Source organism: Phenylobacterium sp., from assembly GCF_030693405.1.
In the GTDB taxonomy this organism is placed as follows: domain Bacteria; phylum Pseudomonadota; class Alphaproteobacteria; order Caulobacterales; family Caulobacteraceae; genus Phenylobacterium.
The window spans coordinates 45,727-70,308 of record NZ_JAUYAW010000010.1; the positions used below are offsets into that span (position 1 = coordinate 45,727).

Sequence of the window (24,582 nt, forward strand, 5' to 3'; positions counted from 1 at the left end):
GGGGAACCGTTCCGAGATGGCTTTGGCCTAGCGCAGGACAGCCAGCCCGTTTTTGATCACCGTGGCGTTGCGATCCTTCACCCGCGCCTCAAAGCTGATCTCCTTGCCGTCCTTCCAGATGTCCACCGTGATGGTGTCGCCGGGGAAGACGGGCGCGGAGAAGCGGGCCTGATGGCTCTTGATCTGGTCGGGATCGAAGTCGGTCACCGCCTGCAGAATGGCGCGGCAGGTGATGCCGTAGGTGCACAGACCATGCAGGATCGGCCGCGGGAAGCCCGAGCGCTTGGCCGAGTCCGGGTCCGAATGCAGCGGGTTGCGGTCGCCGTTCAGGCGGTAGAGCAGGGCCTGGTCTTCACGGGTGGTGAAGTCCACCGACATGTCCGGCGCCCGCTCGGGCACCTTGTGCGGCTCCGGCGCGCCCTCGGTGGGACCGCCGAATCCGCCGTCGCCGCGGGCGAAGGTCGACGAGGTCAGGGTGGCGACCTTCTCGCCATTCTCATCGGTCCAGACCGATTCATTGATGACGACCGCGCCCTTGTCCTTGCCCTTGTCATAGGCGCCGACCGTGCGGCCCTCGACGGTGAAGGTCCCCTTGGTCGGCAGGGGCTTGTGCAGCTCCACCTTCTGCTCGCCATGGACGACCATCAGGAAATTGATCTGGCTGGGGCGGTGGCCCTCGGGCATCTGCGGGGCGGGGCCGGCGTTTGCCGAGGCCCGGGCGCCGGCCGCCAGAACGGTGGCCGCGGTCGGAATGACCTTCAGGTTCTTCTCATAGACGAAGGGAAGCTCCGTCTCGTTCATGGGGTCCTGACCCATGCCGACGCCGAGGGCGTAGAGCATCACGTCCTTGTCGCCATAGGTGAAGGTGCGCGGCGCCGTACGCTGGTCGAGAATGTCGGGATAAAAGATAGGCATGTTAAAATGTTCCTCCGGAGCCCGTTCAAGGATGGGGCTGCTCTTCTATGGCGCTGATTGAACCGGCACAGAGGCCGCGACGCAAGCATCTGTCCTGGCATTTGCCGCCCTTGCCCTGATCGGCTAGAAGCGCCCGACCGCTCCGCGCGCGGGCCTTCCGGGCCCCGTCGGGCCCCCGAATCCTCGAAGGTTTCTAATGACCGAGACGACCCCATCGGCCACGGGCCAACTCACCGGCAATGTTCTCTATTACAACCAGCCCGAGCCGCTGAACCCGACCACCCACAAGGGTATGGGCGTCAAGCGCATCGACGGGCCCTTCAGCTTCGCGGCCAAGCACAATCTGGTGCCGCTGACCGTTTCGGAATTCCAGCTGGCGGTGCTCAATGGCCCGATCATCTTCGTGGGCGAGGAAAAGACCCCTCTGCAGGTGATGGGTCTGAACCATGACGAGAACATCTTCGTCCTGCCCACCGGCGTGTTCGACGCGGGCGTCTATGTGCCGGCCTATGTGCGCCGCTACCCCTTCGTCTTCGCCAACGACGCCCAGGCTGGCCAGTCGATCCTGTGCGTCGACCGTTCGGCGGCCTTCTTCGCCGAGACCGACCCGGAGCTGCCCTTCTTCGACGAAAAGGGTGAGCCGACTGAGTACACCCAGAACTGCCTGACCTTCTGCAACAACTACGAGATGGAGCGGCAGAAGACCCAGAACTTCGTCCAGCTGCTCAAAGCCCTGGACCTGTTTGAGTCCAAAGAATCCTACTACACGCCCGTCAATGAGGACGGCACGCCGGGCGAGGCCCAGAAGCTGGCCGACTATTTCGGCGTCTCCGAAGAGCGCCTGCGCGCCCTGCCGGCCGAAAAGTTCATGGACCTGCGTCAGTCGGGCGCCCTGAACCAGATCTTCGCCCACCTGATCTCCCTGGCCCAGTGGGACCGGCTGGTCGCCCTGTCGATGAACCGCCAGTTGCAGCTTCAGAATCAGGCGCCCCAGGCCGCCAACAGCTAGGCCAGACGGCTTGTCTCTCTCCCGTTGGACGTCGCCCGGCGTCTATCGGGAGAAGATGCTTCGGGTCAGGCAGGAAAAGACCAGCCGCCCGGCTTCGTCCAGCAGGTCGTGCTGGGCGATGATGATGCCCTTGCCCTCGCCCACCGGGTCCTTGCCCATGATTGTCATCCGTGCGCGCAGCAGCTCGCCGGGCGGCGGATTGCGCACCCAGCGCAGGGCGTCGACCCCCAGACGCTTGGTCTGGGGCCAGCCCACGGCGGCCTGACCGTCCAGCCTGGCCCAGATAGCGAACACCATGGCGTCGGGCGCGCCCCGATCGGCCGTCCAGCCGGGGGTGAAGGCTGTGATGAAGGCGTCCAGCGCCCGGGCGTCCACCGCCGCGGCGCCCAGGGCCACCACCTGTCCGATCTCGATATCGTCGAATGACCCCGGCATGGCCGCCCCTCTGCTGACCCGCGATGAAACCATCCGGCCCCAAACCCCGTAAAGGCGAAAGGGACGGGGCTCGCGAATCGCATGTTTGCGGGCCGCGCCCATCTGGCCTCATATTGCGCCGACCCCAAACAGGCACGGACCCTCTGATGACGCCACGCTTCGCCGGTCTGATCCTCGCCCTGCTGGCCCTGGCGGCTCCGGCCGCCCAGGCGGCCCCGGTGGACACGGGCCACCTGAAGGCCGAACTGATCGCCCAGACGCAGGCCATCGCGCCGGGCCAGACCATCCAGGTCGCCCTGCGCCAGGAGATCGACAAGGGCTGGCACACCTATTGGCGCAATCCAGGCGACTCCGGGGAGGCCACCAAGATCGCCTGGACCCTGCCGCCGGGCTGGAGCGCCGGGGACTTCGTCTGGCAGCCGCCAGAGCCCCAGCCCGCCGGTCCACTGGTGAACTATGGCTATTCAGGCGAGGTCCTCCTGCCCATGACCCTGACGGCGCCGGCGAACGCCCCGGTGGGACAGACCATCACCTTGAAGGCCGCCGCCGCCTTCCTGGTCTGTGAAGAGATATGCATTCCCGAAGACGCCCTGCTGGAGCTGACGCTGCCGGTGCAGGCGCAGCCTGCCCAGCCCTCGGGCCGCTGGGCCGCCCCCATCGCCCGCGCCCTGGACGCCGCGCCCCGCCGCGCTGATCTGGTCGCGACCTTCCAAAACAACGATCAGGGCCTGCGGCTGGCGGTGACCGGCGCGCCGCTGGCGGGCGCCGATCTGGCCGACAGCTACTTCTTCCCCTTCGACGGCGCCGTCATCGACCATGCCGCAGCCCAGACCATCGAGCGCGGATCGCAGGGGATGACGCTCGGCCTGACCGCCAGCTACGCCTTCCAGGGGCCCGAGCCCCCGCAGGTCATGGCCGGGGTGCTGAAGGCGGGTGACGCCTATTACGAGATCGAGGCCCAGGCGGGTCCGCTCGCGCCGGAGGCTTCGGGCCTCGGTCCGCCCGCCGCCCGCCCCAGCGGTCTGTCGGCGGCGGGGCTTGGCCTGCCGCTGGCCCTGGCCTTCGCCGTCCTGGGCGGGCTGATCCTCAACCTGATGCCCTGCGTCTTCCCGATCCTGGCCATGAAGGCCGCCAGTCTGGCCGGCCACGCCCATGAGGCGAGCGGCGCCAGACGCCAGGGCCTGGCCTTCCTGGCCGGCGTCCTGGTCACCTTCCTGGCCCTGGCCGGCGTGCTGATCGCCGCCCAGGCGGCGGGCGCGGCGGTGGGCTGGGGCTTCCAGCTGCAGTCGCCGCCGGTTGTGGCCGCCCTTTGCCTGCTGATGCTAGCCGTGGCGCTGAACCTGTCGGGCGTGTTCGAGATCGGGACCTCCCTGCAAGGGGTCGGCTCGGGGCTCGCCACCCGCGGCGGCCTGGCCGGCGCCTTCTTCACCGGGGTGCTCGCGGTGGTGGTCGCCGCCCCCTGTACAGCCCCCTTCATGGCCCCGGCCCTGGGCTGGGCCCTGACCCAGCCGGCCGCCGCCGCCCTGCTGGTCTTCGCCGCCCTGGGCCTGGGTTTCGCCGCGCCCTTCGTGGCCGTGGCCTTCGCGCCAGCCCTGCTCGCCAGGCTGCCCAGGCCCGGGCCCTGGATGGATCATCTGCGCAAGGTGCTGGCCTTCCCCATGTACGGCGCGGCGGCCTGGCTTCTGTGGGTGCTGACCCTGCAGGCCGGTCCCATGGGCCTGGCCAGGCTGCTGGCCGCCGCCATCGTCCTGGCCCTGGCCGCCTGGCTCTATGGCCTGTCCCAGGGGCGGTCGCGGGCGCTCGCCCTGCGCGGCGGGGCCGCCGTCCTGGGGGCGCTCGCCCTGCTGGCGGCCCTGATCCCTGCCTATCAGAGCGCCGCGATCGCGAGCCCCGAGGCCAGCGGCGCGGTGGCCGAGCTGCCCTATGAGCCCTATAGCGCCCAGCGCCTGGCCGAGCTGCGGGCGCAAGGGACGCCGGTCTTCGTCAACTTCACCGCCGCCTGGTGCGTCACCTGCCAGGTGAACGAACAGGTCGCCCTCGCCCGTGAAGGCGTCGCCCAGGCCCTGACCGAGACCGGGACGGTCTATCTGAAAGGCGACTGGACCCGGAAGGACGATGTGATCGCCGCCGAGCTCGCCCGCCACGGCCGCGCCGGCGTGCCCCTCTACCTGGTCTATGACCGCGCCGGCGCCGAGCCGGTGATCCTGCCTCAGATCCTCACCGAAGGCCTGGTGGTCCGCGCCCTGGAGGCCGCCGCCGGCTGAGGTCCCGTTCCCTACCGCCGCTATCAACCCGCAGGAGACGCCTATGACGACGCCATCCTTCCCCCGCCGCCCCATGCTCGCCGGGATCGCCGCGATCGCGGCCCTGATCGCGGCGCCGGCCCTGGCCGCCCCGGCCATCGGCAAGCCGGCCCCGGCCTTCAGCGCGGTCGATTCCGCGGGCAAGACCCGCACCCTGTCGGAGTTCCGGGGCAAGACCGTGGTCCTCGAATGGACCAATGACGGCTGCCCCTATGTCCAGAAGCACTACAACGCCGGGGCCATGCAGGACCTGCAGAAGCGCGCGGCCGGCGACGGCGTCGTCTGGCTGAGCGTCATTTCCTCTGCGCCGGGCAAGCAGGGCTATAAGACTGCAGCCCAGGCCAACGCTTGGAAGACCGAATCCGGGGCGGCGCCAAGCGCCATCCTGCTCGATCCCAAGGGCGAGGTCGGCCGGGCCTACGCCGCCAAGACCACCCCGCACATGTATGTGGTCAATCCCGCCGGGACGATGGTCTATATGGGCGGCATCGATGACAAGAACAGCGCCGACCCCGCCAGCCTCAAGGGGGCGACCAACTTCGTCGTCGCTGCGCTGGATGATCTGAAGGCCAGCCGCGCCGTGGCTCGCCCGGTCTCCGCGCCCTACGGCTGCAGCGTGAAGTACTGAGGGCTCAGGTCGCGTCGCCGGCCGGGATTCCAGACGCCGGGCCGGGCGGCGCGACCAGCACCTCGACATTGTCGTTGAGCAGATAGATCAGCTCCCGCAGGGCGCTGTCGCGGGCGCCGGCGTCGCTGGCCAGCTGCAGGGCCGCGAGCTTCACCGGCAGGTCCTCGGCGATGCCGCGCAGGATGCAGGCCAGGTCCCCGTCATTGCCCCGGTCACGCACGATCTGCTGCCCCTTCATGTCGAGGGCGGCCAGATCGGCGACGCCGGTTTTGAAGGCCTCGGTCGCCGGCGCCCCCGTCTGACGCATCGCCTCGGCCTCGGCCTTCAAGGCGCCGGCGCGACTGACGATCTCGGCGAACAGGGGCTCCAGGGCCACGGCGGGCGGCGGCGTCGGCGGCTCCGCCTGGGCCGGCGCGGGGCCTGCGGCCATCCAGAGCAGGGTCGAGGCGGCGAGGGCGGCGCAGGGCATGAATTGGCCTCCAGACACAAACTGGGCGGTTGGCGCGCCCTGCCTGTCGGCGGAACGAAGACGGGACGCTCGGCTTTTGCTAACCGGCTTTGCCCCGGCGCGTACAGTCGGCTTGTATGGCGCCGCTTGAATGGGGGATGAACCATGTCTGATCACGAGGCCGCCTGGCGCCGACTGCGCGCCGCGGGCGCGGCGGCCGCCGCCCGCCCCATCACAGGTCTGTTCGACGCCGAGCCCGACCGGCTGGCCCGACTGAGCCTGGAGGCCTGCGGCCTCTATCTCGATCTGTCCAAGCAGCCCTGGTCGGCCAAGGATCTGGCCCTGGCCCTCGACCTCGCCCGGGCGGCGGACATCGAGACCGCCCGCGACCGCCTTTTCGCAGGCGAGATGGTCAACCGCTCGGAGGGCCGGGCGGCCCTGCACATGGCCCTGCGCGCGCCCGCCGGAGCGGCCTTCGCCGCTCTGGGAGAGCCGGTGTCCGCCGAGGTCGAGGCGACACGGACCGCCATGGCCGACTTCGCCCGGGCCATCCGCGCTGGCGAGCGGAAAGGCGCCAACGGCCAACCCTTCACCGCGGTGGTGCATATCGGCATCGGCGGCTCGGACTTCGGCCCGCGGCTGGTCTGGGAGGCGCTGCGCGCGGCCTCCCCACAGATCGACCTGCGCTTCGCCGCCAATGTGGATCCCGCCGAGATCACCCTGGCCCTCGCCGGGCTCGATCCAGCCAAGACCCTGGTGGTGGTGGTCTCCAAGACCTTCACCACCCAGGAGACGATGGCCAACGCCGCCATCGCCCGAGCCTGGCTGCGGGACGCGCTTGGCGAGGCCGCCGATGCCCACTTGGTGGCGGTCTCGGCCGCCCCAGAGGTGGCCCAGGGCTTCGGCGTCCGTCCCGACCAGATCTTCGGCTTCCGCGACTGGGTCGGCGGGCGCTATTCGATCTGGTCAGCGGTGGGTCTGTCATGCGCCATCGCCCTTGGCCCCGAGGCGTTCGAGGAACTGCTGGCCGGGGCTGCGGCCATGGACGACCATTTCCGTCAGGCGCCCCTGGAGGCCAATGCGCCGGTGCTGCTGGCGCTCGCCCACATCTTCAACCGCAACGCCATGGACCGGCCGGTGCGCGCCGTAGTGCCCTACGCCCAGCGCCTGCGGCTGCTGCCCAACTTCCTGCAGCAGCTGGAGATGGAGTCCAACGGCAAGCGCGTGCGCGCCGATGGCCTGCCGGTGGCCCAGGCCACAGCCGCCACCGTGTTCGGCGACGCCGGCGCCAATGTGCAGCACGCCTTCTTCCAGCTGATGCACCAGGGCAGCGACATCATCCCCGCCGACATTCTGGCGGTCGCAGAGAGCGCGGACGGCCATCCGGACTCCCAGACCAAGCTGCTGGCCAATGCGCTCGCCCAGGCCGAGGCCCTGATGGTCGGCCGCAGCGAGGCCGAGGTCCGCAAGTCCCTGGCGAGCGAGGGACTCTCGCCCGAAGAGATCGACGTCCTGGCGCCGCAGAAGACCTTTCCTGGCGGCCGCCCCACCAGCTTCATCCTGATGCAGGCCTTGACGCCAGGCGCCCTGGGCGCGCTGATCGCACTCTATGAGCACAAGACCTTTGTCGAAGGGGGGCTCTGGGGGATCAACAGCTTCGACCAGTGGGGCGTGGAGCTCGGCAAGACCCTGGCCGGCCGTATCCTTGAGGACCTGCAGGGCGACGCCCCCCGCCCCCATGATCCCTCGACCACCGCCCTCATCGCCAGGTTGCGGGGGGAGGGCTGAAGGCTGGCCTTGCGGCCGCGCCTCGGCTATAGGGCCGCCCATGACCTTCGCCCTGCGCCATCACGGCCACCACCACCATCCGATCTCCTGCGGGATCGGGCGGGGTTGCGCGGCCTGAGTTCAGGACGACGACCACGGCTCGAGCCCCCGCAGCGGACGGGGCTCGCCGCTGGATATCCCCGTCCGTCGCGCCCATGACCTTAGGAGCGACGTATGACCTTGAACGCCTTTCTCACCTTCGCCAGAGCCCGCCGCGTCCTTGTGGCGCCCGGCTCCTTCATTTAAGCGCGCCCCATGACCGACGAGACCGCCCCCATCCGCCCGGAGGCGCGCAGCCCGCGCGGCTTCATGGACCGCCGCGCCCGCGACCTGGTGGCCGAGCGCCAGATCCTCACCGCCGTCTCGGCGGTCTATGAGCGCTATGGCTTCGAGGCCCTGGACACCGGCGCCTTCGAATATGCCGATGCGCTCGGCAAGTTCCTGCCCGACGCCGATCGTCCCAATGAGGGCGTCTTCGCCCTGCAGGACGACGACGAGCAGTGGATGGCCCTGCGCTACGACCTGACCGCGCCGCTGGCCCGTTTCGCCGCCCAGAACTGGGAGACCCTGCCCAAGCCGTTCCGCCGCTACGCCTTCGGTCCGGTCTGGCGCAATGAGAAGCCGGGCCCCGGCCGCTTCCGCGAATTCACTCAGTGCGACGCCGACACGGTGGGCTCGGCCCGGCCCGAGGCCGACGCCGAGATCATCGCCATGGCTTCAGAGGGCCTCGCTGCAGCTGGCCTGCCGGCCGGTTCGGCGGTGATCCGCATCAACAACCGCAAGCTGCTCAATGGCCTGCTGGCCACAGCCGGGGTCACCGACGAGCGCCAGAAGCTCGGCGTCCTGCGGGCGGTGGACAAGCTCGACCGCCTTGGCCCCGACGGGGTCCGCCTGCTGCTGGGCGAAGGTCGCAAGGACGAGTCCGGCGCCTTCACCAAGGGCGCAGGGCTGAATGCGGCGGCGGCTGAGGCCGTGCTCGCCTTCACGGCCGCAGGCGCCGGGGGCGGAGATAGGTCCAGCGTGCTCGCCCGTCTCGCAGACATCATCGGTGGTTCGGCCGAGGGGGACGCAGGCCTGGCCGAACTGGCCGCCATCGACGGGGCGCTGAAGAGCCTGGGGGTGTCCGAAGCCCAGGCCGTCTTCGAGCCGGCGATCGTCCGGGGGCTGGAATATTACACCGGCGCAGTCTTCGAGGCCGAGCTGCTGCTGGAGACCACCGACGAGAAGGGTCATCCGGTCCGCTTCGGCTCGATCGGCGGGGGCGGGCGCTATGACGACCTGGTCGCCCGGTTCACCGGCCAGACTGTGCCGGCCACAGGCTTCTCCTTCGGCGTCTCGCGCCTGGCCTCGGCCCTGCGTGCGGCGGGCCGGGACATGGCCGCGGACGTCCGAGGGCCCGTGGTGGTGATCGCCTTCAGCCAGGACGACATGGCGCACTATTTCGCCGCCGCCGGCGAGCTTCGCGCCGCCGGGATCGCCGCCGAGGTCTATCTGGGATCCTCGGGCATGAAGGCGCAGATGAAGTATGCCGACCGCCGCCTGGCCCCGGCCGCCGTCATCCTGGGCGGGGACGAGATCGCCGCGGGGACCGTGACGATCAAGGATCTGGACCTGGGCCGTGAACTTGCCGCCGGGATCACCGATAACAGCCAGTGGCGCGAACAGCGCCCGGGCCAGATCAACTGTCCCCGGACAGAGCTTGTGGCGACCGTGGCCAAGATCGTGAGGGGCGGCTGATGCGGGTTGAGCCGTCCCTGCCGCCGGCCGCCCTGGCCGCTATCCGCGCACCGTTCGACGGATTGGGCGCGACCCTGGCCGACGTGCCCCTGGTCCAGCCCCTGAACCTGATCCTCGATCTGGCGGGGGAGGGCCTGCGCTCGCGGCTGTTCGTCGTCCAGGCTGAGGGTGGAGCCGAGGCCTGCCTGCGCCCGGACTTTACCGCGCCCGTGGCCCGCAGCCACATCGAGTCCGCCGCCGCCGAGGGGCTCTATTTCTACCAGGGCAAGGCCTTCCGGGCCGCGCCCGAGCACACCGGCCGCTCCGAGGAATTCCTGCAGCTGGGGCTTGAGCGGTTCGATCCGCCCGGTACGGCCTCGGCCCTGGCCGATGTAGAGGTCGCCGCCCTGGCCTGGCGGGCGGCCTGCGCTGGCGGGCGGGATGATCTCACCCTGTGGCTGGGGGACGCGGCCCTGTTCGCCGCCTTTGTCGGAAGCCTCGACCTGGCGCCGATCCTGGCGGCGCGCCTGATCCGTATCGCCAAGCGTCCGCGGCTCATCCAGGCGGAACTGACCCGGGCCGGCGAAGGGGCGACTGAGGCCCCCGGCGACGGCCAGTTGGCCGACCTGCTCGCCGACCTGCCCGGCGAGGGCGCCGCCACCCTTCTGCGCGAGGTCTGGAGCCTGGCCGGCGTCGCCCCCGTCGGCGGTCGCGGCCCGGCCGAGATCGCCGAGCGCCTGGTGGCCAAGGCCCATGCCCGTCGCACCCCGGCCCTGACCGAGGCCCAGGCCGCCGCCGTGGCGGGCTTCCGCGCGGTGGAAGGTCCGCCCGGTGCGGCGCTCTCGCAGATCCGCGCCCTGGCGGGACGTTCGAGCAGCACCCTCGAGGCGGCCATCGCCGCCTGGGACGAACGTCTCTCGCGGCTGGCCAAGCTCGGTGTTCCTGAGGCCGCTCTGCGGTTCTCCCCCGCCGTTGGCCAGGCGTTCGACTATTATGACGGCCTGACCTTCGAAGTTCGCAGCCAGGCGCTCGGCGCAGACCGGCCGGTGGCCGCGGGCGGCCGTTATGACGGCCTGCTGGCCCGTCTGGGCGGGTCGTCGCAGGCCCGCGCCGTGGGCTGCATGGTTCGTCCCTGGCGCGCCTACGGGCAGGGAGAAGTCTGATGACCTCACCACTGATCATCGCCCTGCCCTCCAAGGGGCGGCTGAAGGAGCTGGTTGAGGCCTGGCTCGCCGACTGCGCCTTGAAGCTGGAGGCTGACGGCGGCGCGCGGGGCTATAGCGGCCGGCTCAAGGGGCTCGACGGCGCCCAGGTGCGGCTACTGTCGGCCGGCGACATCGCCGAGGCCCTGGACACAGGCGAGGTGCATCTGGGGGTCACCGGCGAGGACCTGATGCGCGAGCGGCCTGGCGATCTGTCGGCCCGGGCGCTGCTGTTGCGGCCGCTTGGCTTTGGCCGCGCCGATCTGGTGGTGGCGACGCCCAAGAGCTGGCTCGACGTGGCGACCATGGGCGACCTGGAGGAGGTGGCCCATGACATCCTCGCCCGTACCGGCCGGCGGATCCGGGTGGCCACCAAGTATATCCTGCAGACCCGGGCCTTCTTCGCCCGGCACGGCCTGGTCGACTACCGGATCGTGGAGTCCGGCGGCGCCACAGAGGGCGCGCCGGCCGCCGGCGCCGCTGAGCTGGTGGTGGACATCACCACCACCGGGGCGACCCTGGAGGCCAACGGCCTGAAGGTGCTGGACGATGGGGTGATCCTGAAGAGCCAGGCCCAGCTGGCCGCCAGTCTGCGGGCCACGTGGACGGCGGATCAGATGGCGGTGGCTGAGGCCCTGTTGCGACAGGTGGAGGCCCGCGCCGCGGCCCGCCGCAGCGCCACGCTGACCTGGCCAGAAATCCCGGCGGCCGCGGATACGGTTGTCGAGGCCCTCGTGGCCCGCGGCGCGACGCGTCGGCCCAACGGCCTGCTGCTGGCGGCCGACGATGTGGCCGAGGCCGGGCGAGCCCTTTCCCGCGCAGGCCTGGGGCCGGTGACAGCGGCGCAGCCGGATTTCGTCTTTGAAACAGAGTCCGCTGGTTGGACCCAGTTGCAGGCGGCCCTGAACAAAAACTGACGAAGGCGTCAATTATGCCGAGGTCGTGAGGGCCTTTCTGCGGAAATCCCGGAAAACTGAGGGGAATTTGGCCGCTTCGCCGATTTGGCGCATTGACTCGGGCATGAAATTGCCGTTTTCTCCCTCTTGCGAGAGACAAGACGGCGGCAAGTCCTGAAGTCTCCCGGCGTTTCGGGGAGGAAACGCCCTCTAAAACTGAGCGGCAGCTCACAATAAGAACAGGCCCGTTGCGATTATCCCCCGCAACGGGCCATTTCTTTTTCGGCCTCAGCAAAAAATTGACAGTAGAGTCAAAAAGGGGCGGGTCCATCGGGCCCACCCCTCATTGGCGTCACCAGATGCGGACCCGCGCGTCGGGCGCCACGTACATCGGATCCTCCGGGCTGACCCCGAAGGCGTCGTACCAGACGTCGATATTGGTGATCGGGACGTTCACTCGGTAGTGGGGCGGGGAGTGGGGACCGGCCACCAGCTGCCGACGCAGGGCGTCCTCGCGGTACTTGCCGCGCCAGACCTGCGCCCAGCCCAGGAAGACCCGCTGCTCGCCCGTGAAGCCGTCGATCACCGGCGCCGGCTTGCCGTCTAGCGAAAGGTTGTAGGCGTCGAGGGCGAGCAGCACGCCCCCCAGGTCGGCGATGTTCTCGCCCATGCTCAACTGGCCATTGATCGGCAGGCCCGGGATCGGCTCGATGGCCGAATACTGGGCGCCAAGCTTCTGCGCCTGGACATTGAACTTCTCCGCGTCCTCGGCGGTCCACCAGTCGGTCAGCTTGCCGTCGCCGTCCGATTTGCGCCCCTGGTCGTCGAATCCATGGGTGATCTCGTGGCCGATCACCCCGCCGATGCCCCCGTAGTTGATCGCCGGATCGGCGTCGGGGTCGAAGAATGGCGGCTGCAGGATGGCGGCGGGGAAGACGATCTGGTTCTTGGTCGGGCTGTAATAGGCGTTCACCGTCGGGGGCGTCATGCCCCACTCCTTGTCGTCCACCGGCTCGTCCAGCCGTCCGACCCGGAAGGCCCAGTCGAAGGCCGAGGCCCGCTGGACATTGCCGTAGAGGTCGCCCGGACGGATCTCCAGGCCGCTATAGTCGCGCCACTCTTCCGGATAGCCGATCTTGACGGTGAACTTGGACAGCTTCTCCAAGGCCTTGGCCTTGGTTTCATCCCCCATCCAGGTCAGCCCCTTGAGGCGAGCTTCCATGGCCGATTTGATGTCCCCCACCAGGGCCTCCATCATGGCCTTGCTCTCGGGCGGGAAGTAGTCGGCCACATAGAGCCGGCCCAGCGCCTCGCCGGCCTGGGAGTCCACCAGGCCCACCGCCCGCTTCCAGCGGGGCCGCTGTTCGGGCTGGCCCGACAGGGTCTTCTCGCGGAACTCGTGGTGCGCCTGGACGAAGGCGCCCGACAGATAGGGCGCGGCCTGATCGGTCAGCGTGTAGGCCGCCCAAGCCTTGCGCACCGCAAGCGGCGTGGCGGCATAGATCTCAGCGATCTTGGGGAAGGCGGTGTTTTCGGCCGCCACCAGCTTTGTGGCGCCCTGAAGGTCCGCGCCCTCCAGAAAGGCGGTCCAGGGGAAGGCCGGCGCAAAGGCCGACAGCTCGGCCACCGTAAAGGGATTATAGGTCTTGTCGTCGTCCCGGCGATCGGCCCTTGCCCAGGAGACCTCGGCGATCTTGGTCTCCATCTCGACGATGGCCTGGGCGTTGGCTTCGGGGTCGGCCCAGCCGGCGAGGGTCAGGAGCTGGGCCACATAGGCCTGGTACTTGGCCTTCTGTTCGGCGAACCGCTCATCGAGATAATAGTCCCGGTCCGGCATGCCGATCCCAGCCTGACCGAGATAGACGGTGTAGCGCTCCGGATCCTTGGCGTCGTCATAGACATAGGCGCTGAAGATCGAGCCGCCGAAGCCCTTCATGGTCTCGCCCATCAGGCGGGCCAGGGCGCCATCGCTGTCCGCGGCCCGCACCTTGGCGAGGTCGGCCGCCAGGGGCTTTGCGCCCTGGGCCTCGATGGCCGCCTCTTCCATGAAGCTGCGATAGAAGGCGCCGATCAGGGCCTCATCGCCGGAAGCCTGCGCGTCAGCGGCCGAGCGCTCCAGCACCACCCGCATCCGCTCCACCGACAGCTCGTGCAGGGCGTCGAAGGTGCCGAACCGCGAGCGGTCGGCGGGGATCTCCAGGGCGTCCACATAGGCGCCGTTGGCGTGCAGGAAGAAATCAACGCCCGGACGGATGGAGGGATTCATCCCGGTGCGGTCAAAGCCCCAGGTCCCCATCCGCTGGGCCTGGGCGGCGGCGCCGCCGCCAACCGGGGTCGGCGCGGCGCTCGGAAAATGGACGGGACGCCAATCGCGGGCCGCAGCCGGCGCCGCGGCGGTGATCAGGGCGGCCGCCGCAGCGGCGCCGAACCAGAGGGTCTTCATGTGCAATGATCAGCCTTCAAGGGTCTGGGATGGGGGCGAACATGCCCCGCCCAGACCCTCGGGCGCTCATTACAATTTTGTTAAGTCCCGACCGCGGTCAGGTCTTGGCGCCCAGAGCGTCCAGGGCCTGGGCCCGCACCAGCTTATAGTCGAGCTTGCCGTTGGGCGCCCGGACGACGGGCGCGAAAACCAGGTCCCGGGGAACCTTGTAGTCCGCCAGATTGGCCTTCACGTGGGCTTGCAGGTCGGCGAGGGACGGCTCGGCGCCGCCGGCCACATCCACCACCGCGCAGATCCGCTCGCCGAACCGCGGGTCGGGGAGGCCGACCACGGCGGCGTCGCGCACGCCCGGGAAACGCTTCAGGGACTCTTCCACCTCTTCGGGGAAGACCTTCTCGCCGCCGGTGTTGATCACCTGGCTGCCGCGGCCGAGCAGGGTGATGGCCCCGTCGGCCTCCACCGTGGCCCAGTCGCCAGGCACCGACCAGCGCTGGCCCTCGAAGATGCGGAAGGTCTTGGCCGACTTTTCCTCATCCTTGTAGTAGCCGAGCGGGGTGTGACCGCCGACCGCCACCAGGCCGCGCTCGCCCGAACCCGGCGCCACCCGGCGGCCGTCCTCGGTGAAGACCGCGGCATTGGGGCCGGTGGCGAACTTGGCCGTCGCCGCCGAAACGCCGCCGCCCGAGGCCGAGGAGGCGAGGCCGAGGGCTTCGGACGAGCCGAGGCTGTCCATCAGCATGATATTGGGCAGGTGCTTCAGCAGGCCCTGCTTGTTCTCCGCCGACCACATGGTGCCCGAGGAGACGATCCGCTTGAGGCTGGGCATGGTCCAGCGGCCGGGATGGGCCTCCAGGCATTCCAGCATCGGCGCAGCGAAGGCCAGGCCCACGATGATCAGCCCGCTGACGCCCAGACGCTCGACCTCGTCGAACAGGACGGCCGGCTCGAACTTGCGCGAGGGCAGGGTGGCGATGGCGCCGCCGCTGATCAGCTGGCCAAACGAGATGAACTGGCCGGTGGCGTGCATCAGGGGGGCCACCGGGATGGTGATCGCCTGAGGCTCGGGGGACTCGGCGTTGGCCTTGGCGCGGACGCCGGCCTCTTCGACGGTCTCCAGGGGCGGCAGGCCGAGCAGCAGGTTGGCGCCGCCGCCGAGGCCCTTGAACAGGTCCTCCTGGCGCCACATCACGCCCTTGGGCATGCCGGTGGTGCCACCGGTAAACATAAAGAGCAGGTCGTCGGCCGACCGACCCCAGGACGCTTCAAAGCGCGATCCGTCGCCGGCGACGATGGCGTCGTAGTCCTCGGCCCAGTCGGGGACAGCGAAGCCGTCTTCGGCGACCGCGATCCAGACCTTCACCTTGGGCAGGCGGGCGCGAACCGAGGCGGCCGTCTCGGCGAAGGAGGCGTGGAAGACCACGGCCTCGGCGTCGGCGTTGTCGAACAGATAGACCAGCTCGTCGCCGCTGTAGCGGTAGTTGGTGTTGAAGGGGACCAGGCCCGCCTTGAAAGCCGCGTAATAGCTCTCGATGTACTCCGGCCCATTATAGAGATAGGCGGCCACCTTGGACTGGTGGGTCAGGCCCTTCTCCACGAGCCGGCGGGCCAGGGCGTTGGCGCGGCCGTCGAACTGGTCCCAGGTGAGCACCCGCTCCCCATGAATCAGAGCAGGCCGGGCCGGTGTCGCGCGCGCGACCGATTCCCACAGGTTGGCGTAATTCCAAACCTCCACAGGACGTCCTCCATTCTTAAAATATGGGCCGCATAAAGAGGACGGGCCTGGGTTAAGTCAACTTCGCCGCGGGCAGGTTGCATCCGAACCGCCACAGGGCGCGCGGGAAGGTTCACCCCTGGCCCGACGCCTGCCATAACCAGTCGACAGACGCGCGGGGGCGGCATGGACGGACACGGCTCGACCGAAGGCTATAAGGACATCGTTCTGTTCCTGGCCACGGCCGGCGTCGTGGTGCCCCTGTTCCGGCGCTGGAAGATCAGCCCGATCATCGGTTTCATCCTGGCCGGGGTGGCGCTGGGCCCCTTCGGCCTCGCCCGCCTGGGGGAGTTCGCCCCCTGGGTCGCCTATTTCACGGTCGGCAATCCCGACGACATCGCCCAGCTGGCGGAGCTGGGCGTCGTCTTCCTGCTCTTCATGATCGGCCTGGAGCTGTCCTGGGAGCGCCTGCGCCTGATGCGGCGGCTGGTGTTCGGTCTTGGGGCGGGCCAGGTGGGGCTAAGCTTGGTCATTCTGGCCGGGATCGCCATGCTGTTGGGCATGGAGATCGCCCCGGCGGCGGCCATCGGCGCAGCGCTGGCCCTGTCCTCCACCGCCATTGTCATGCCGGTGCTGATCGAACAGCGTCGACACCACTCCACCACCGGGCGCGCCACCTTCGCCATTCTCCTCTTCCAGGACTTGGCGGTGGCGCCGATCCTGGTGACCCTGGCGGTCCTGGGGGCCCAGGGAGGCGAGGAGCTGTCGCCGGGCCTGCTGCTCGCCTTCGCCCCCGCGGTCCTGGGCATGGTGGGGCTGGTGGCCTTCGGCCGGCTCCTGCTTCGGCCCCTGCTGAGATCGGTGGCCCGGGCCAAGAGCGAAGAGCTCTTCATGGCCGCCTGCCTGCTGGTGGTGATCGGCGCAGGCCTCGTTAGCGCGCTTGCCGGCCTGTCCATGGCGTTGGGCGCCTTCATCGCCGGCCTGCTGCTGGCCGAGACCGAGTTCCGCCACGAGGTCGAGGTGACCATCGAGCCCTTCAAGGGCCTGCTGCTGGGTCTCTTCTTCCTGTCGGTGGGAATCGGCCTGAACCTGTCCCTGGTCGCCGCCCGGCCCCTGGAGGTCCTGGCCTTTGCGGGCGGTCTGCTGCTGGTGAAGGGGGCGGTGATCTTCGTCCTGGCGCGCCTGTCGGGGATGACAGGCCTGGGCGCGATCGAGATCGCCCTGCCACTGGCGGCCGGCGGCGAGTTCGCCTTCGTGATTCTCGACCAGGCCATGGGGCTGGGGGTCATGCCCCGGGAGGTCGGCGAGTTTGTGATCGTCTCGGCCACCCTCACCATGGCCCTGGTTCCGGTTCTGGCCTGGCTCGGTCAGAAGGTCGCCCGCCGCGCGCCGCCGCCCTCCGTGGCGGAGTCCCCGGAGGAGGGGGGCGAACCCGCTGGCGTCCTGATCGTGGGCTTTGGCCGGGTCGGGCAGCTGGTGGGCGACATGCTGACCCGTCACGGGGCTAGCTGGGTCGCTGCCGAGCGTGACCCGCGCCTGGTGGAGCAGGCCCGCCGCAATCGCCTGCCCTGCTTCTTCGGCGACGCCGCCCGCAGCGAGTTTCTCATGCGCTGCGGCCTGGGGGAGGCCCGCGCCCTGGTGGTGACCATGGACAATCCTGAGGCGGCCGAAACCGTGGTGGCGGTCGCTCGGCGCATCCGGCCCGATCTGGTCATCGTGGCCCGGGCGAGGGACGCCCGCCACGCCAAGCGGCTCTATGAGATGGGCGCCACCGACGCCGTACCGGAGACGGTGGAGGCGAGTCTTCAGCTCTCGGAGACGGTGCTGGTCGAGATCGGCGTGCCCATGGGGCTGGTGATCGCTTCGATCCACGAGCGGCGGGATGAGTATCGTCAGGACCTCAATCGACCCGACTCCCTGGGGGGGCGCGGTCGTCGCGCCCGGGCGACGGACAAGACCTGAATCCAGCCCTGCTGTTCAGGGGCGTGCTGCGACGGGCTCCACTCCTGAGAGAACGTCGTTGCGAATTTCTCCTTCGGGCTGCAACATCATCGCAGTAGAAGGCGCTCAGGCTGAAGCGTTCTCCAGGCGGACGATTTTTTTTGGGAACCCCCGTCCAGGATCAGCGTTAGAGCCCCCGACGTCTCGCCTTGCGACGTGTCCGGCGCCTTGGCCGGCGGGTCGCGGAACTGGCGTCGTCTCGGCGGAAGGGGGGAAGAGCCCTCGTCGGGATCTAGGTGTGTTTGTCGGCCCGGCGGCCGAGAGGGCGGCGAGAGCCCTTGAGCCATCCCCCTGTGCGGAGGATGCGCGCGCTGGGGTCAAGGGAGGGGGACGACCAGGACTTTCTCGCGAAATTCGACCAATCGGCTGAAGGATTGCGCAAGGGTGTTGCTCTGGCGACACTTTCGCATCCTGTCGGCCTTGCTATAACGCTGCTGGGTCATATGGCCGCAGCAGAGGGCATGAAGAGGGCTCAAATATGAAATTCAAACTCCTGGCAGGGGCCGCAATGGCCGCGGTTTTCGCCGCGTCTGGCGCGTCTGCCCAAGACGCCGGCTGGTACGGCGCGATGGACCTGGGCTATCACTGGCCCGAAGGCCTTGAGACCGGCTCGTCCAACAATGGCCCCGGCGGCGCCCCCTATAACTGGGAATTCAATCAGGACGACGACTGGGCTGGCTTCGCCCGTCTCGGCTATCGCCTGAATCCCAACTGGCGCGTTGAGCTCGAGGGCGGCTATCGCCCCGGCGACATCGCCAGCGTCCGCGGCGCCCCCGGCTCGTTCGCCGGCCTCTGCACCCCCGGCGTGGTCCGCACCGCGGCGGCTCCGAACTGCGGCTCGCCGAACGGCGACGTCGAAGCTTGGACCCTCATGGGCAATGTCATCTATGACATCGCTCCGGGCGCGGTCATCAATCCGTTCATCGGCGCCGGCGTCGGCGTCAATCACGTCAAGATGAACGTGGTCGGCCAGTTCGCCACCATGAATGGTCCGTTCACCGCGGCCAATCCGGCCATCCAGAACCTCACCATCGACGACGATGACACGGCTCTGGCCTACCAGCTGCTGGCCGGTCTGGCCTGGCGCGCCACCGATCGTCTCGACGTCGACCTGACCTACCGCTATCTCGGCGGTTCGGATCTCGACTTCGCTTCGACCGGCAGCGCTTCGGCTCAACCGGGCGTCTTCTCGGGCGATTACCGCGATCAGTCGGTGACCGTCGGCCTGCGTTACTCCTTCGCTTCGCCGGCCGCTCCGCCCCCGCCGCCCCCGCCGCCCCCGCCCCCGCCGCCTCCCCCGCCGCCGCCCCCGCCGCCTCCGCCGGCGTATGAAGCCCGGCAGTTCGTGGTCTACTTCCCGTTCGATCAGTACATCCTGACGCCGGAAGCTCAGGCCGTGGTCTCCGAGGCCGCCAACTACGCCCGCGGTGGCTCCGCCACCCAGGTCGTCGTGATCGGCCACACCGACTCCTCCGGCTCGCCGGCGTACAACGTCCGCCTGTCGGAACGTCGCGCCAAGGCCGTGGCTGACCAACTGGTCGGCATGGGCGTCAACCAAGGCGCGCTGCAGGTCGACTGGAAGGGTGAGAGCCAACTGGCTGTCCCGACCGGCGACGGCGTGAAGGAACCTCTGAACCGTCGTTCGACCATCGACATCAACTTCTGATCTCGATTTCGAACCGACTGATCAGTCGATCGATGGGGAGCCCGGCCGCAAGGCCGGGCTCCTTTCGTTTGGGGTCATCCGAAGATCAGGATCCAGATCCCGATCAGGGCGAAGGCCAGGGCCGCCAGGCTGCGAATGAGCTTCAGCGGCAGGCGGCCGGCCGCGGCCTGACCAGCCAGCACCACCGGCGCGTTGGCCAGCATCATGCCGAGCGTCGTGCCCGCGGCCACCTGAAGAACGTCCTGGAACTGCGCGCCGAGCGCGACCGTGGCCACCTGGGTCTTGTCCCCCATCTCCACCAGGAAGAAGGCCACGGTGGTGGTCCAGAAGATCGAGGCGCCGGGGCGGGCGGTCGGCGCCTCCTCGTCCTCCAGCTTGTCGGGAATCAGCGCCCAGGCGGCGAAGGCCAGGAAGAGGCCCCCCAGGACCCAGCGCATCCAAGGCCCCTGCAGCCAGGCCGCTGCGACCGCGCCAAGGCCCGCAGCCAGGGCGTGATTGGCCAGGGTCGCCACGAAGATGCCGCCGATGATCGGCCAGGGTCGTCGAAACCGGGCGGCCAGCAGTAGGGCCAGCAACTGCGTCTTGTCGCCAATCTCGGCGACGGCCACCAGTCCGGTGGAGATGAGGAAGGCTTCCAATGTCATGTCCCGGCGGGGTCGGACGGCATACCTATGGCGATCGACGCCCCCGACCCCGCATGGTCGACGCGCGAACGCCAAAGGTCTTGCCAAGTCGACTGACCGGACGCGCCATGCCCATGGGACTGACGCCCCGCCGGCAAGTGTGTTGACGCGCCCCCCGCTGGAGATACGGGCGGCTACTCCCCAATGACCGGGCCTGTTTAGCGGTCGTTGCGGCAAAGACAAGCCGGGCGCCTTGTGAAAATGCAGCGGCGCCGCCCAGCCCCGGACCAATTGTCACAGTCTCGTGAGCCCTGAGGGAGAGGCGGGCCGGAAAGATCAGCAGGATCAGCGCCCGGGCTCTTGCTGTTAAGACCTCGTTAACGAAAATCCCTGGGGGCGAACCGCCTCACCCCGTTGACGAGTCATTAGGCACTGTGGGCACATATTGTGGTGCCCAGGGGGTTGGGCGACCACTAGATATAGCGGGTGGGGCGATTTCCGGACATGGGTCCGAAGCCCCTTGAAAGTAATAGGTTTTGGCCATGAGCGGCAGTGAAGCGGCGATGTTGAAGGTTTCTGAGGCGGCTTCGGCGGCGCAAAACCGCGCTGAGCGGCCTCAGTTGCAACTGGTCCGGAAGGTGGAGGTTGATCGCAGCCGCGACGCCCTGCTGACCGATTTCGGCAAGACCACCCTGGAAGACCGCTACCTGCTGGCGGGCGAGTCCTATCAGGACATGTTCGCCCGGGTGGCCACGGCCTTCGCCGATGACGCCGACCACGCCCAGCGCATCTACGACTACATTTCGAACCTCTGGTTCATGCCCTCGACGCCGGTGCTGTCCAACGGCGGCGCCGATCGCGGTCTGCCCATCTCCTGCTTCCTCAACGCCGTGCGCGACAGCCTGGACGGCATCCAGGGGGTCTGGAACGAGAATGTGGCGCTCGCCTCCAACGGCGGCGGCATCGGCACCTATTGGGGTGGGGTCCGCTCCATCGGCGAGAAGGTCAAGGGCGCCGGCCAGACCAGCGGGATCATCCCCTTCATCCGGGTGATGGACTCCCTGACGCTGGCCATCAGCCAGGGTTCGCTGCGCCGGGGTTCGGCTGCGGTCTATCTGGATGTCCACCATCCGGAGATCGAGGAGTTCCTCGAGATCCGCAAGCCGTCGGGGGACTTCAATCGCAAGTCGCTGAACCTGCATCACGGCATCAACATCACCGACGAGTTCATGGAGGCCGTCCGCGCGGGCGAACAGTTCGGCCTGCGCTCGCCCAAGACCAATGAGGTGATCCGCGAGGTGGACGCTCGCTCGCTCTGGCAGAAGATCCTCGAGATCCGCCTGCAGACCGGCGAGCCCTATCTGATCTTCTCCGACACCGTGAACCGGGCGATGCCGCAGCATCAGCGGGAGCTGGGCCTCAAGGTCCGCCAGTCGAACCTGTGCTCGGAGATCATGCTGCACACCGGCGTCGATCATCTGGGCAAGGACCGGACCGCCGTCTGCTGCCTGTCCTCGGTGAACGCCGAGAAGTTCCTGGAGTGGCGCGACCATCCGACCTTTATCGAGGACGTGATGCGCTTCCTCGATAATGTGCTGCAGGACTTCATCAGCCGGGCGCCCGGCGAGATGGACAACGCCGTCTACGCCGCCATTCGCGAGCGTTCGGTGGGCCTTGGCCTCATGGGCTTCCACACCTTCCTGCAGGCGCAGAACGTCCCCTTCGAGAGCGCGCTGGCCAAGTCCTGGAACATGCGCCTGTTCAAGCATCTGCGCCGCCATTGCGACGCCGCCAGCCGCAAGCTGGCCGAAGAGCGCGGCCCCTGCCCGGACGCGGCGGAGCGCGGCGTCATGGAGCGGTTCTCCCACAAGTTGGCCATTGCGCCGACGGCCTCGATCTCGATCATCTGCGGCGGCACCAGCGCCGGCATCGAGCCGATCCCGGCCAACATCTATTCGCACAAGACCCTGTCGGGCACCTTCGCCGTCCGGAACCCCTATCTGGAGCGTCTGCTGGACGAAAAGGGCCTCAACACCCCCGCGGTCTGGGACACGATCCTGGAAAACGAGGGCTCGGTGCAGCACCTCGACGGACTCACCGACGACGAGAAGGACGTGTTCAAGACCGCCTTCGAGATCGATCAGCGCTGGGTGGTCGAGCTGGCCGCCGACCGCACCCCCGACATCTGCCAGTCCCAGTCGGTGAACCTGTTCCTGCCTGGCGACGTGGACAAGTGGGACCTGCACATGCTGCACTGGATGGCCTGGGAGCGGGGGTGCAAGTCCCTGTATTACCTGCGCTCCAAGTCGGTGCAGCGGGCCTCGCACGCCGGCGCGGCGGTGGCTGAGCTTGGCCTGCCGGCCATGGCGCCGCCGGAACATGAGCGCACCGACTACGAGGAATGCCTCGCCTGCCAATAGGCGTCACACCCACCTGCAAGACAGACAGGCGCCCCCAGCCAGGGGCGCCTGTTTCCGTTTCAGCACCCTGGCCCCCGCAGCCATCGGCCGCAGGAGGGGAACTCGCAGTATCTTCACGACATTGAGCCTTCATGGAATGGTGTCATGTGAACCTGCAACATGGCGGGGCTGGAGAGGGACCAATGAGACGTTCGGCTGGGATCATCATCGCCATGGGACTGGGCGGCGCGATTTGCGCCACCTCGGCCGCGGCTGAGGACCAGCTGGCCGCCACCGCCCAATTCACCCACTCGGCCTACGCCCTGATGGATGCCGCCTTTGCGCCCAAGCCGCTTGGCGCCGATCCTGATCCCATCCAGACCCTGATCGACCAGGAGGCCTATGCCGCTGGCCAGGGTCCCGTGCGCTGGCGCACGGGCGAAACACCCCTTTCGGTTTCCGCAAGCGGGGCTGTGGTCGACAGCCTGCGCGTCAGCGTCGGTGGTCCCCTGCGCGGCCCTGGCGGTCTTCCGCTCAATCCTGAGCGCGCGGAGTTTGACGCCCAGGCCTATGAGGTGGCCGTGGTCCGCAACTGGCCCCGGGCCGTCCAGTTCGCCGCTGGCCCCTATGATGTGGACGTGTCTCCCCATGCGGGGCTCGGTTTCGGGGCCGGTGGCGGCCAGGCCGAGGCGGGCGCCGAACTTCGCCTGGGCCAGAACCTCGACGGTAAGGTTGAGGACCGGCTGAACGCCATGGGCGTGCGTGATGGCGAATCCTTCGGCCAGACGGGCCGGTGGTACGTCTTCGCCGCCGCCAGCGGCCGGGCGGTCGGCCTGAACATGCTCCGCAGCAGCGATGGCTGGGATCAGGGGGGATGGTCCACCGATGACTCCAGCGCTCTGATCGGCGACGCCCATGTGGGCGTCGGCTGGCGCAAGGGGCCCGTCCAGGCCTCCCTCGGCTATGTCCACCGTGAGGTGAAGGGCCAGCACATGATCTGGGGCCAGGAAACCCGGAACGACCAGGTGCTCGCCCTCTCCTTCGCCATCAAACCCCAGAACTAGCGGCTCAAGCGGCCCGTCTGAGGCCGCTGGTCGATCCCGCATATAGTGGGACGGTCTGCGTCATTCACAACATCTTGGGTCTATGCGTCGGTTTGCCTCTTAGCGGGCGGGCTTGGGGCTGGTATGGTCATGACCGATCCCAGCCCTATCGACCCAGGGGAAGTCCTGCCGTGACCGACGCCGCCCACAGCTCCCTGCCCGGACTCCTGACGCCTTCCTATGCGTACAAGCCCTTCCGATACCCCTGGGCCTACGACTATTGGAAGAAGCAGCAGCAGGTCCACTGGATGCCCGAAGAGGTGCCCCTGGGCGAGGATGTCAAGGATTGGGCGGCCAAGCTGAACGACAAGGAGCGGGCCCTGTTGACGCAGATCTTCCGCTTCTTCACCCAGTCCGACGTCGAGGTGAACGACAACTACATGGAGCGCTACGGTCGGGTGTTCAAACCCACCGAGGTGAAGATGATGCTGGCCTCGTTCTCCAACATGGAGACGATCCACATCGCCGCCTATGCCCTCCTGCTCGAAACCATCGGCATGCCGGACTCGGAGTTCACCGCCTTCCTGGATTACCAGGAGATGCGCGACAAGCATGACTACATGCAGAAGTTCGGCGTCGATTCGAACGCCGACATCGCCCGGACGCTCGCCATGTTCGGCGGCTTCACCGAGGGGCTGCAGCTGTTCGCCAGCTTCGCCATGCTGATGAACTTCCCCCGCCACAACAAGATGAAGGGGATGGGCCAGATCGTCTCCTGGTCGGTGCGCGACGAGAGCCTGCACTGCGAGGGGATCATCCAGCTCTATCACGCCTTCAACGCCGAGACGAAGGTGGTCACCAAGTCTGTGGCCGACGATATCGTCGACTGCTGCAAGACCGTGGTGGGCCTGGAGGACAAGTTCATCGACCTGGCCTTCGAGGCCGGCGAGGTCCAGGGCATGACGCCGGCCGACATCAAGGCCTATATCCGCTTCATCGCCGACTGGCGCCTGCGCCAGCTGCACCTGCCCGAGGTCTATGGGGTGAAGGAAAACCCCCTGCCGTGGCTGCAGTCGATGCTGTCGGGTGTGGAGCACGCCAACTTCTTCGAGGCCCGCTCCACCGAATATTCCAAGGCCGCCACCAAGGGCCAATGGCATGGGGACGCCGGCGTCTGGTCGGAGTTTGACCGCCTGCTCAACAAGCGCACCGAAAACACCCTCCCGGCGGAATAAATCGGCCCGACAAGCCGCGCGCCGAAATCTGTGAACGCCGGTCAGGCCGACCGCCAGAAGCCTGACCGGACCGCGCGGCCCG

General features: G+C 68.4%; 18 protein-coding genes and 1 riboswitch. Of the genes, 12 read left to right on the forward strand and 6 right to left on the reverse strand.

Going from position 1 to position 24,582, the window contains the following annotated elements:
* Window positions 1-27: 27 nt before the first annotated feature.
* The gene (locus tag Q8N19_RS01600; RefSeq protein WP_305587892.1) at window positions 28-915 is read right to left on the reverse strand and encodes a MaoC/PaaZ C-terminal domain-containing protein; all 888 of its coding nucleotides are present in this window, start codon (window positions 913-915) and stop codon (window positions 28-30) included.
* A 196-nt stretch (window positions 916-1,111) separates the two neighbouring features.
* Between Q8N19_RS01600 and Q8N19_RS01605 the strand changes: the two genes are divergently transcribed.
* A complete protein-coding gene (locus tag Q8N19_RS01605; RefSeq protein WP_305587893.1) occupies window positions 1,112-1,924 on the forward strand; it encodes a SapC family protein in 813 nt (270 codons plus the stop codon).
* 42 nt (window positions 1,925-1,966) lie between these two features.
* Here the strand turns inward: Q8N19_RS01605 and Q8N19_RS01610 are convergent, their stop codons facing one another.
* Window positions 1,967-2,359 carry an acyl dehydratase gene (locus Q8N19_RS01610; RefSeq protein WP_293320571.1) on the reverse strand — a complete coding sequence of 131 codons (393 nt, stop codon included), beginning with the start codon at window positions 2,357-2,359 and terminating at the stop codon, window positions 1,967-1,969.
* 146 nt (window positions 2,360-2,505) lie between these two features.
* Here Q8N19_RS01610 and Q8N19_RS01615 point away from each other — a divergent pair, with 146 nt between their 5' ends.
* Both Q8N19_RS01615 and Q8N19_RS01620 read left to right on the forward strand, forming a co-directional pair.
* Window positions 2,506-4,623 carry a protein-disulfide reductase DsbD gene (locus Q8N19_RS01615; RefSeq protein WP_305587894.1) on the forward strand — a complete coding sequence of 706 codons (2,118 nt, stop codon included), beginning with the start codon at window positions 2,506-2,508 and terminating at the stop codon, window positions 4,621-4,623.
* Between the two features lie 43 nt (window positions 4,624-4,666).
* On the forward strand, window positions 4,667-5,290 hold the full coding sequence (locus Q8N19_RS01620; protein ID WP_305587895.1) for a redoxin domain-containing protein: 624 nt from the start codon (window positions 4,667-4,669) through the stop codon (window positions 5,288-5,290).
* Between the two features lie 4 nt (window positions 5,291-5,294).
* Here the strand turns inward: Q8N19_RS01620 and Q8N19_RS01625 are convergent, their stop codons facing one another.
* Complete coding sequence (locus Q8N19_RS01625) at window positions 5,295-5,759, reverse strand: hypothetical protein (RefSeq protein WP_305587896.1); 465 nt, start codon at window positions 5,757-5,759, stop codon at window positions 5,295-5,297.
* 144 nt (window positions 5,760-5,903) lie between these two features.
* Here Q8N19_RS01625 and pgi point away from each other — a divergent pair, with 144 nt between their 5' ends.
* The 4 genes from pgi (at window position 5,904) to hisG (ending at window position 11,400) form a co-directional block, all read left to right on the forward strand.
* Window positions 5,904-7,526 (forward strand): glucose-6-phosphate isomerase, encoded by a 1,623-nt coding sequence (gene pgi, locus Q8N19_RS01630; RefSeq protein WP_305587897.1) that lies wholly within the window; start codon window positions 5,904-5,906, stop codon window positions 7,524-7,526.
* 294 nt (window positions 7,527-7,820) lie between these two features.
* Window positions 7,821-9,302 (forward strand): histidine--tRNA ligase, encoded by a 1,482-nt coding sequence (hisS, locus tag Q8N19_RS01635; RefSeq protein ID WP_305587898.1) that lies wholly within the window; start codon window positions 7,821-7,823, stop codon window positions 9,300-9,302.
* On the forward strand, window positions 9,302-10,444 hold the full coding sequence (locus Q8N19_RS01640) for an ATP phosphoribosyltransferase regulatory subunit (RefSeq protein ID WP_305587899.1): 1,143 nt from the start codon (window positions 9,302-9,304) through the stop codon (window positions 10,442-10,444). The genes hisS and Q8N19_RS01640 overlap by 1 nt, the downstream gene beginning before the upstream one ends.
* Complete coding sequence (hisG, locus tag Q8N19_RS01645; RefSeq protein ID WP_305587900.1) at window positions 10,444-11,400, forward strand: ATP phosphoribosyltransferase; 957 nt, start codon at window positions 10,444-10,446, stop codon at window positions 11,398-11,400. Before Q8N19_RS01640 ends, hisG begins: the two co-directional genes overlap by 1 nt.
* Before the next feature lie 331 nt (window positions 11,401-11,731).
* Here hisG and Q8N19_RS01650 read toward each other — a convergent pair whose 3' ends face one another.
* Together Q8N19_RS01650 and Q8N19_RS01655 are read right to left on the reverse strand one after the other, a co-directional pair.
* Window positions 11,732-13,822 (reverse strand): M13 family metallopeptidase, encoded by a 2,091-nt coding sequence (locus Q8N19_RS01650; protein ID WP_305587901.1) that lies wholly within the window; start codon window positions 13,820-13,822, stop codon window positions 11,732-11,734.
* 97 nt (window positions 13,823-13,919) lie between these two features.
* Window positions 13,920-15,554, reverse strand: coding sequence for an AMP-binding protein (locus Q8N19_RS01655; protein WP_305587902.1), 1,635 nt, complete (start codon window positions 15,552-15,554; stop codon window positions 13,920-13,922).
* 165 nt (window positions 15,555-15,719) lie between these two features.
* Between Q8N19_RS01655 and Q8N19_RS01660 the strand changes: the two genes are divergently transcribed.
* Window positions 15,720-17,495 carry a cation:proton antiporter gene (locus Q8N19_RS01660; protein WP_305587903.1) on the forward strand — a complete coding sequence of 592 codons (1,776 nt, stop codon included), beginning with the start codon at window positions 15,720-15,722 and terminating at the stop codon, window positions 17,493-17,495.
* A gap of 517 nt (window positions 17,496-18,012) precedes the next feature.
* Window positions 18,013-19,200: an OmpA family protein gene (locus tag Q8N19_RS01665; protein WP_305587904.1), complete on the forward strand. Its 1,188-nt coding sequence runs from the start codon at window positions 18,013-18,015 to the stop codon at window positions 19,198-19,200.
* A gap of 74 nt (window positions 19,201-19,274) precedes the next feature.
* On the opposite strand, the gene Q8N19_RS01670 is transcribed toward Q8N19_RS01665, so the two are convergent.
* A complete protein-coding gene (locus Q8N19_RS01670; protein ID WP_305587905.1) occupies window positions 19,275-19,844 on the reverse strand; it encodes a TMEM165/GDT1 family protein in 570 nt (189 codons plus the stop codon).
* Between the two features lie 10 nt (window positions 19,845-19,854).
* A riboswitch (yybP-ykoY riboswitch) is annotated at window positions 19,855-20,045 on the reverse strand.
* Between the two features lie 314 nt (window positions 20,046-20,359).
* Between Q8N19_RS01670 and Q8N19_RS01675 the strand changes: the two genes are divergently transcribed.
* The 3 genes from Q8N19_RS01675 to Q8N19_RS01685 all read left to right on the forward strand — a co-directional run bounded on the left by Q8N19_RS01675 (window position 20,360) and on the right by Q8N19_RS01685 (window position 24,500).
* Window positions 20,360-22,243 (forward strand): ribonucleoside-diphosphate reductase subunit alpha, encoded by a 1,884-nt coding sequence (locus tag Q8N19_RS01675; RefSeq protein WP_305587906.1) that lies wholly within the window; start codon window positions 20,360-20,362, stop codon window positions 22,241-22,243.
* Window positions 22,244-22,425: 182 nt separating this feature from the next.
* Window positions 22,426-23,286 (forward strand): lipid A-modifier LpxR family protein, encoded by an 861-nt coding sequence (locus tag Q8N19_RS01680; RefSeq protein WP_305587907.1) that lies wholly within the window; start codon window positions 22,426-22,428, stop codon window positions 23,284-23,286.
* Window positions 23,287-23,456: 170 nt separating this feature from the next.
* Window positions 23,457-24,500 carry a ribonucleotide-diphosphate reductase subunit beta gene (locus tag Q8N19_RS01685; RefSeq protein WP_305587908.1) on the forward strand — a complete coding sequence of 348 codons (1,044 nt, stop codon included), beginning with the start codon at window positions 23,457-23,459 and terminating at the stop codon, window positions 24,498-24,500.
* Window positions 24,501-24,582 lie beyond the last annotated feature (82 nt).

Bases quoted from the DNA above. Each gene is read 5' to 3' on its own strand.
- Q8N19_RS01600 (WP_305587892.1), bottom strand. From the start codon at position 915: ATGCCTATCTTTTATCCCGACATTCTCGACCAGCGTACGGCGCCGCGC.
- Q8N19_RS01605 (WP_305587893.1), top strand. From the start codon at position 1,112: ATGACCGAGACGACCCCATCGGCCACGGGCCAACTCACCGGCAATGTT.
- Q8N19_RS01610 (WP_293320571.1), bottom strand. From the start codon at position 2,359: ATGCCGGGGTCATTCGACGATATCGAGATCGGACAGGTGGTGGCCCTG.
- Q8N19_RS01615 (WP_305587894.1), top strand. From the start codon at position 2,506: ATGACGCCACGCTTCGCCGGTCTGATCCTCGCCCTGCTGGCCCTGGCG.
- Q8N19_RS01620 (WP_305587895.1), top strand. From the start codon at position 4,667: ATGACGACGCCATCCTTCCCCCGCCGCCCCATGCTCGCCGGGATCGCC.
- Q8N19_RS01625 (WP_305587896.1), bottom strand. From the start codon at position 5,759: ATGCCCTGCGCCGCCCTCGCCGCCTCGACCCTGCTCTGGATGGCCGCA.
- pgi (WP_305587897.1), top strand. From the start codon at position 5,904: ATGTCTGATCACGAGGCCGCCTGGCGCCGACTGCGCGCCGCGGGCGCG.
- hisS (WP_305587898.1), top strand. From the start codon at position 7,821: ATGACCGACGAGACCGCCCCCATCCGCCCGGAGGCGCGCAGCCCGCGC.
- Q8N19_RS01640 (WP_305587899.1), top strand. From the start codon at position 9,302: ATGCGGGTTGAGCCGTCCCTGCCGCCGGCCGCCCTGGCCGCTATCCGC.
- hisG (WP_305587900.1), top strand. From the start codon at position 10,444: ATGACCTCACCACTGATCATCGCCCTGCCCTCCAAGGGGCGGCTGAAG.
- Q8N19_RS01650 (WP_305587901.1), bottom strand. From the start codon at position 13,822: ATGAAGACCCTCTGGTTCGGCGCCGCTGCGGCGGCCGCCCTGATCACC.
- Q8N19_RS01660 (WP_305587903.1), top strand. From the start codon at position 15,720: ATGGACGGACACGGCTCGACCGAAGGCTATAAGGACATCGTTCTGTTC.
- Q8N19_RS01665 (WP_305587904.1), top strand. From the start codon at position 18,013: ATGAAATTCAAACTCCTGGCAGGGGCCGCAATGGCCGCGGTTTTCGCC.
- Q8N19_RS01670 (WP_305587905.1), bottom strand. From the start codon at position 19,844: ATGACATTGGAAGCCTTCCTCATCTCCACCGGACTGGTGGCCGTCGCC.
- Q8N19_RS01680 (WP_305587907.1), top strand. From the start codon at position 22,426: ATGAGACGTTCGGCTGGGATCATCATCGCCATGGGACTGGGCGGCGCG.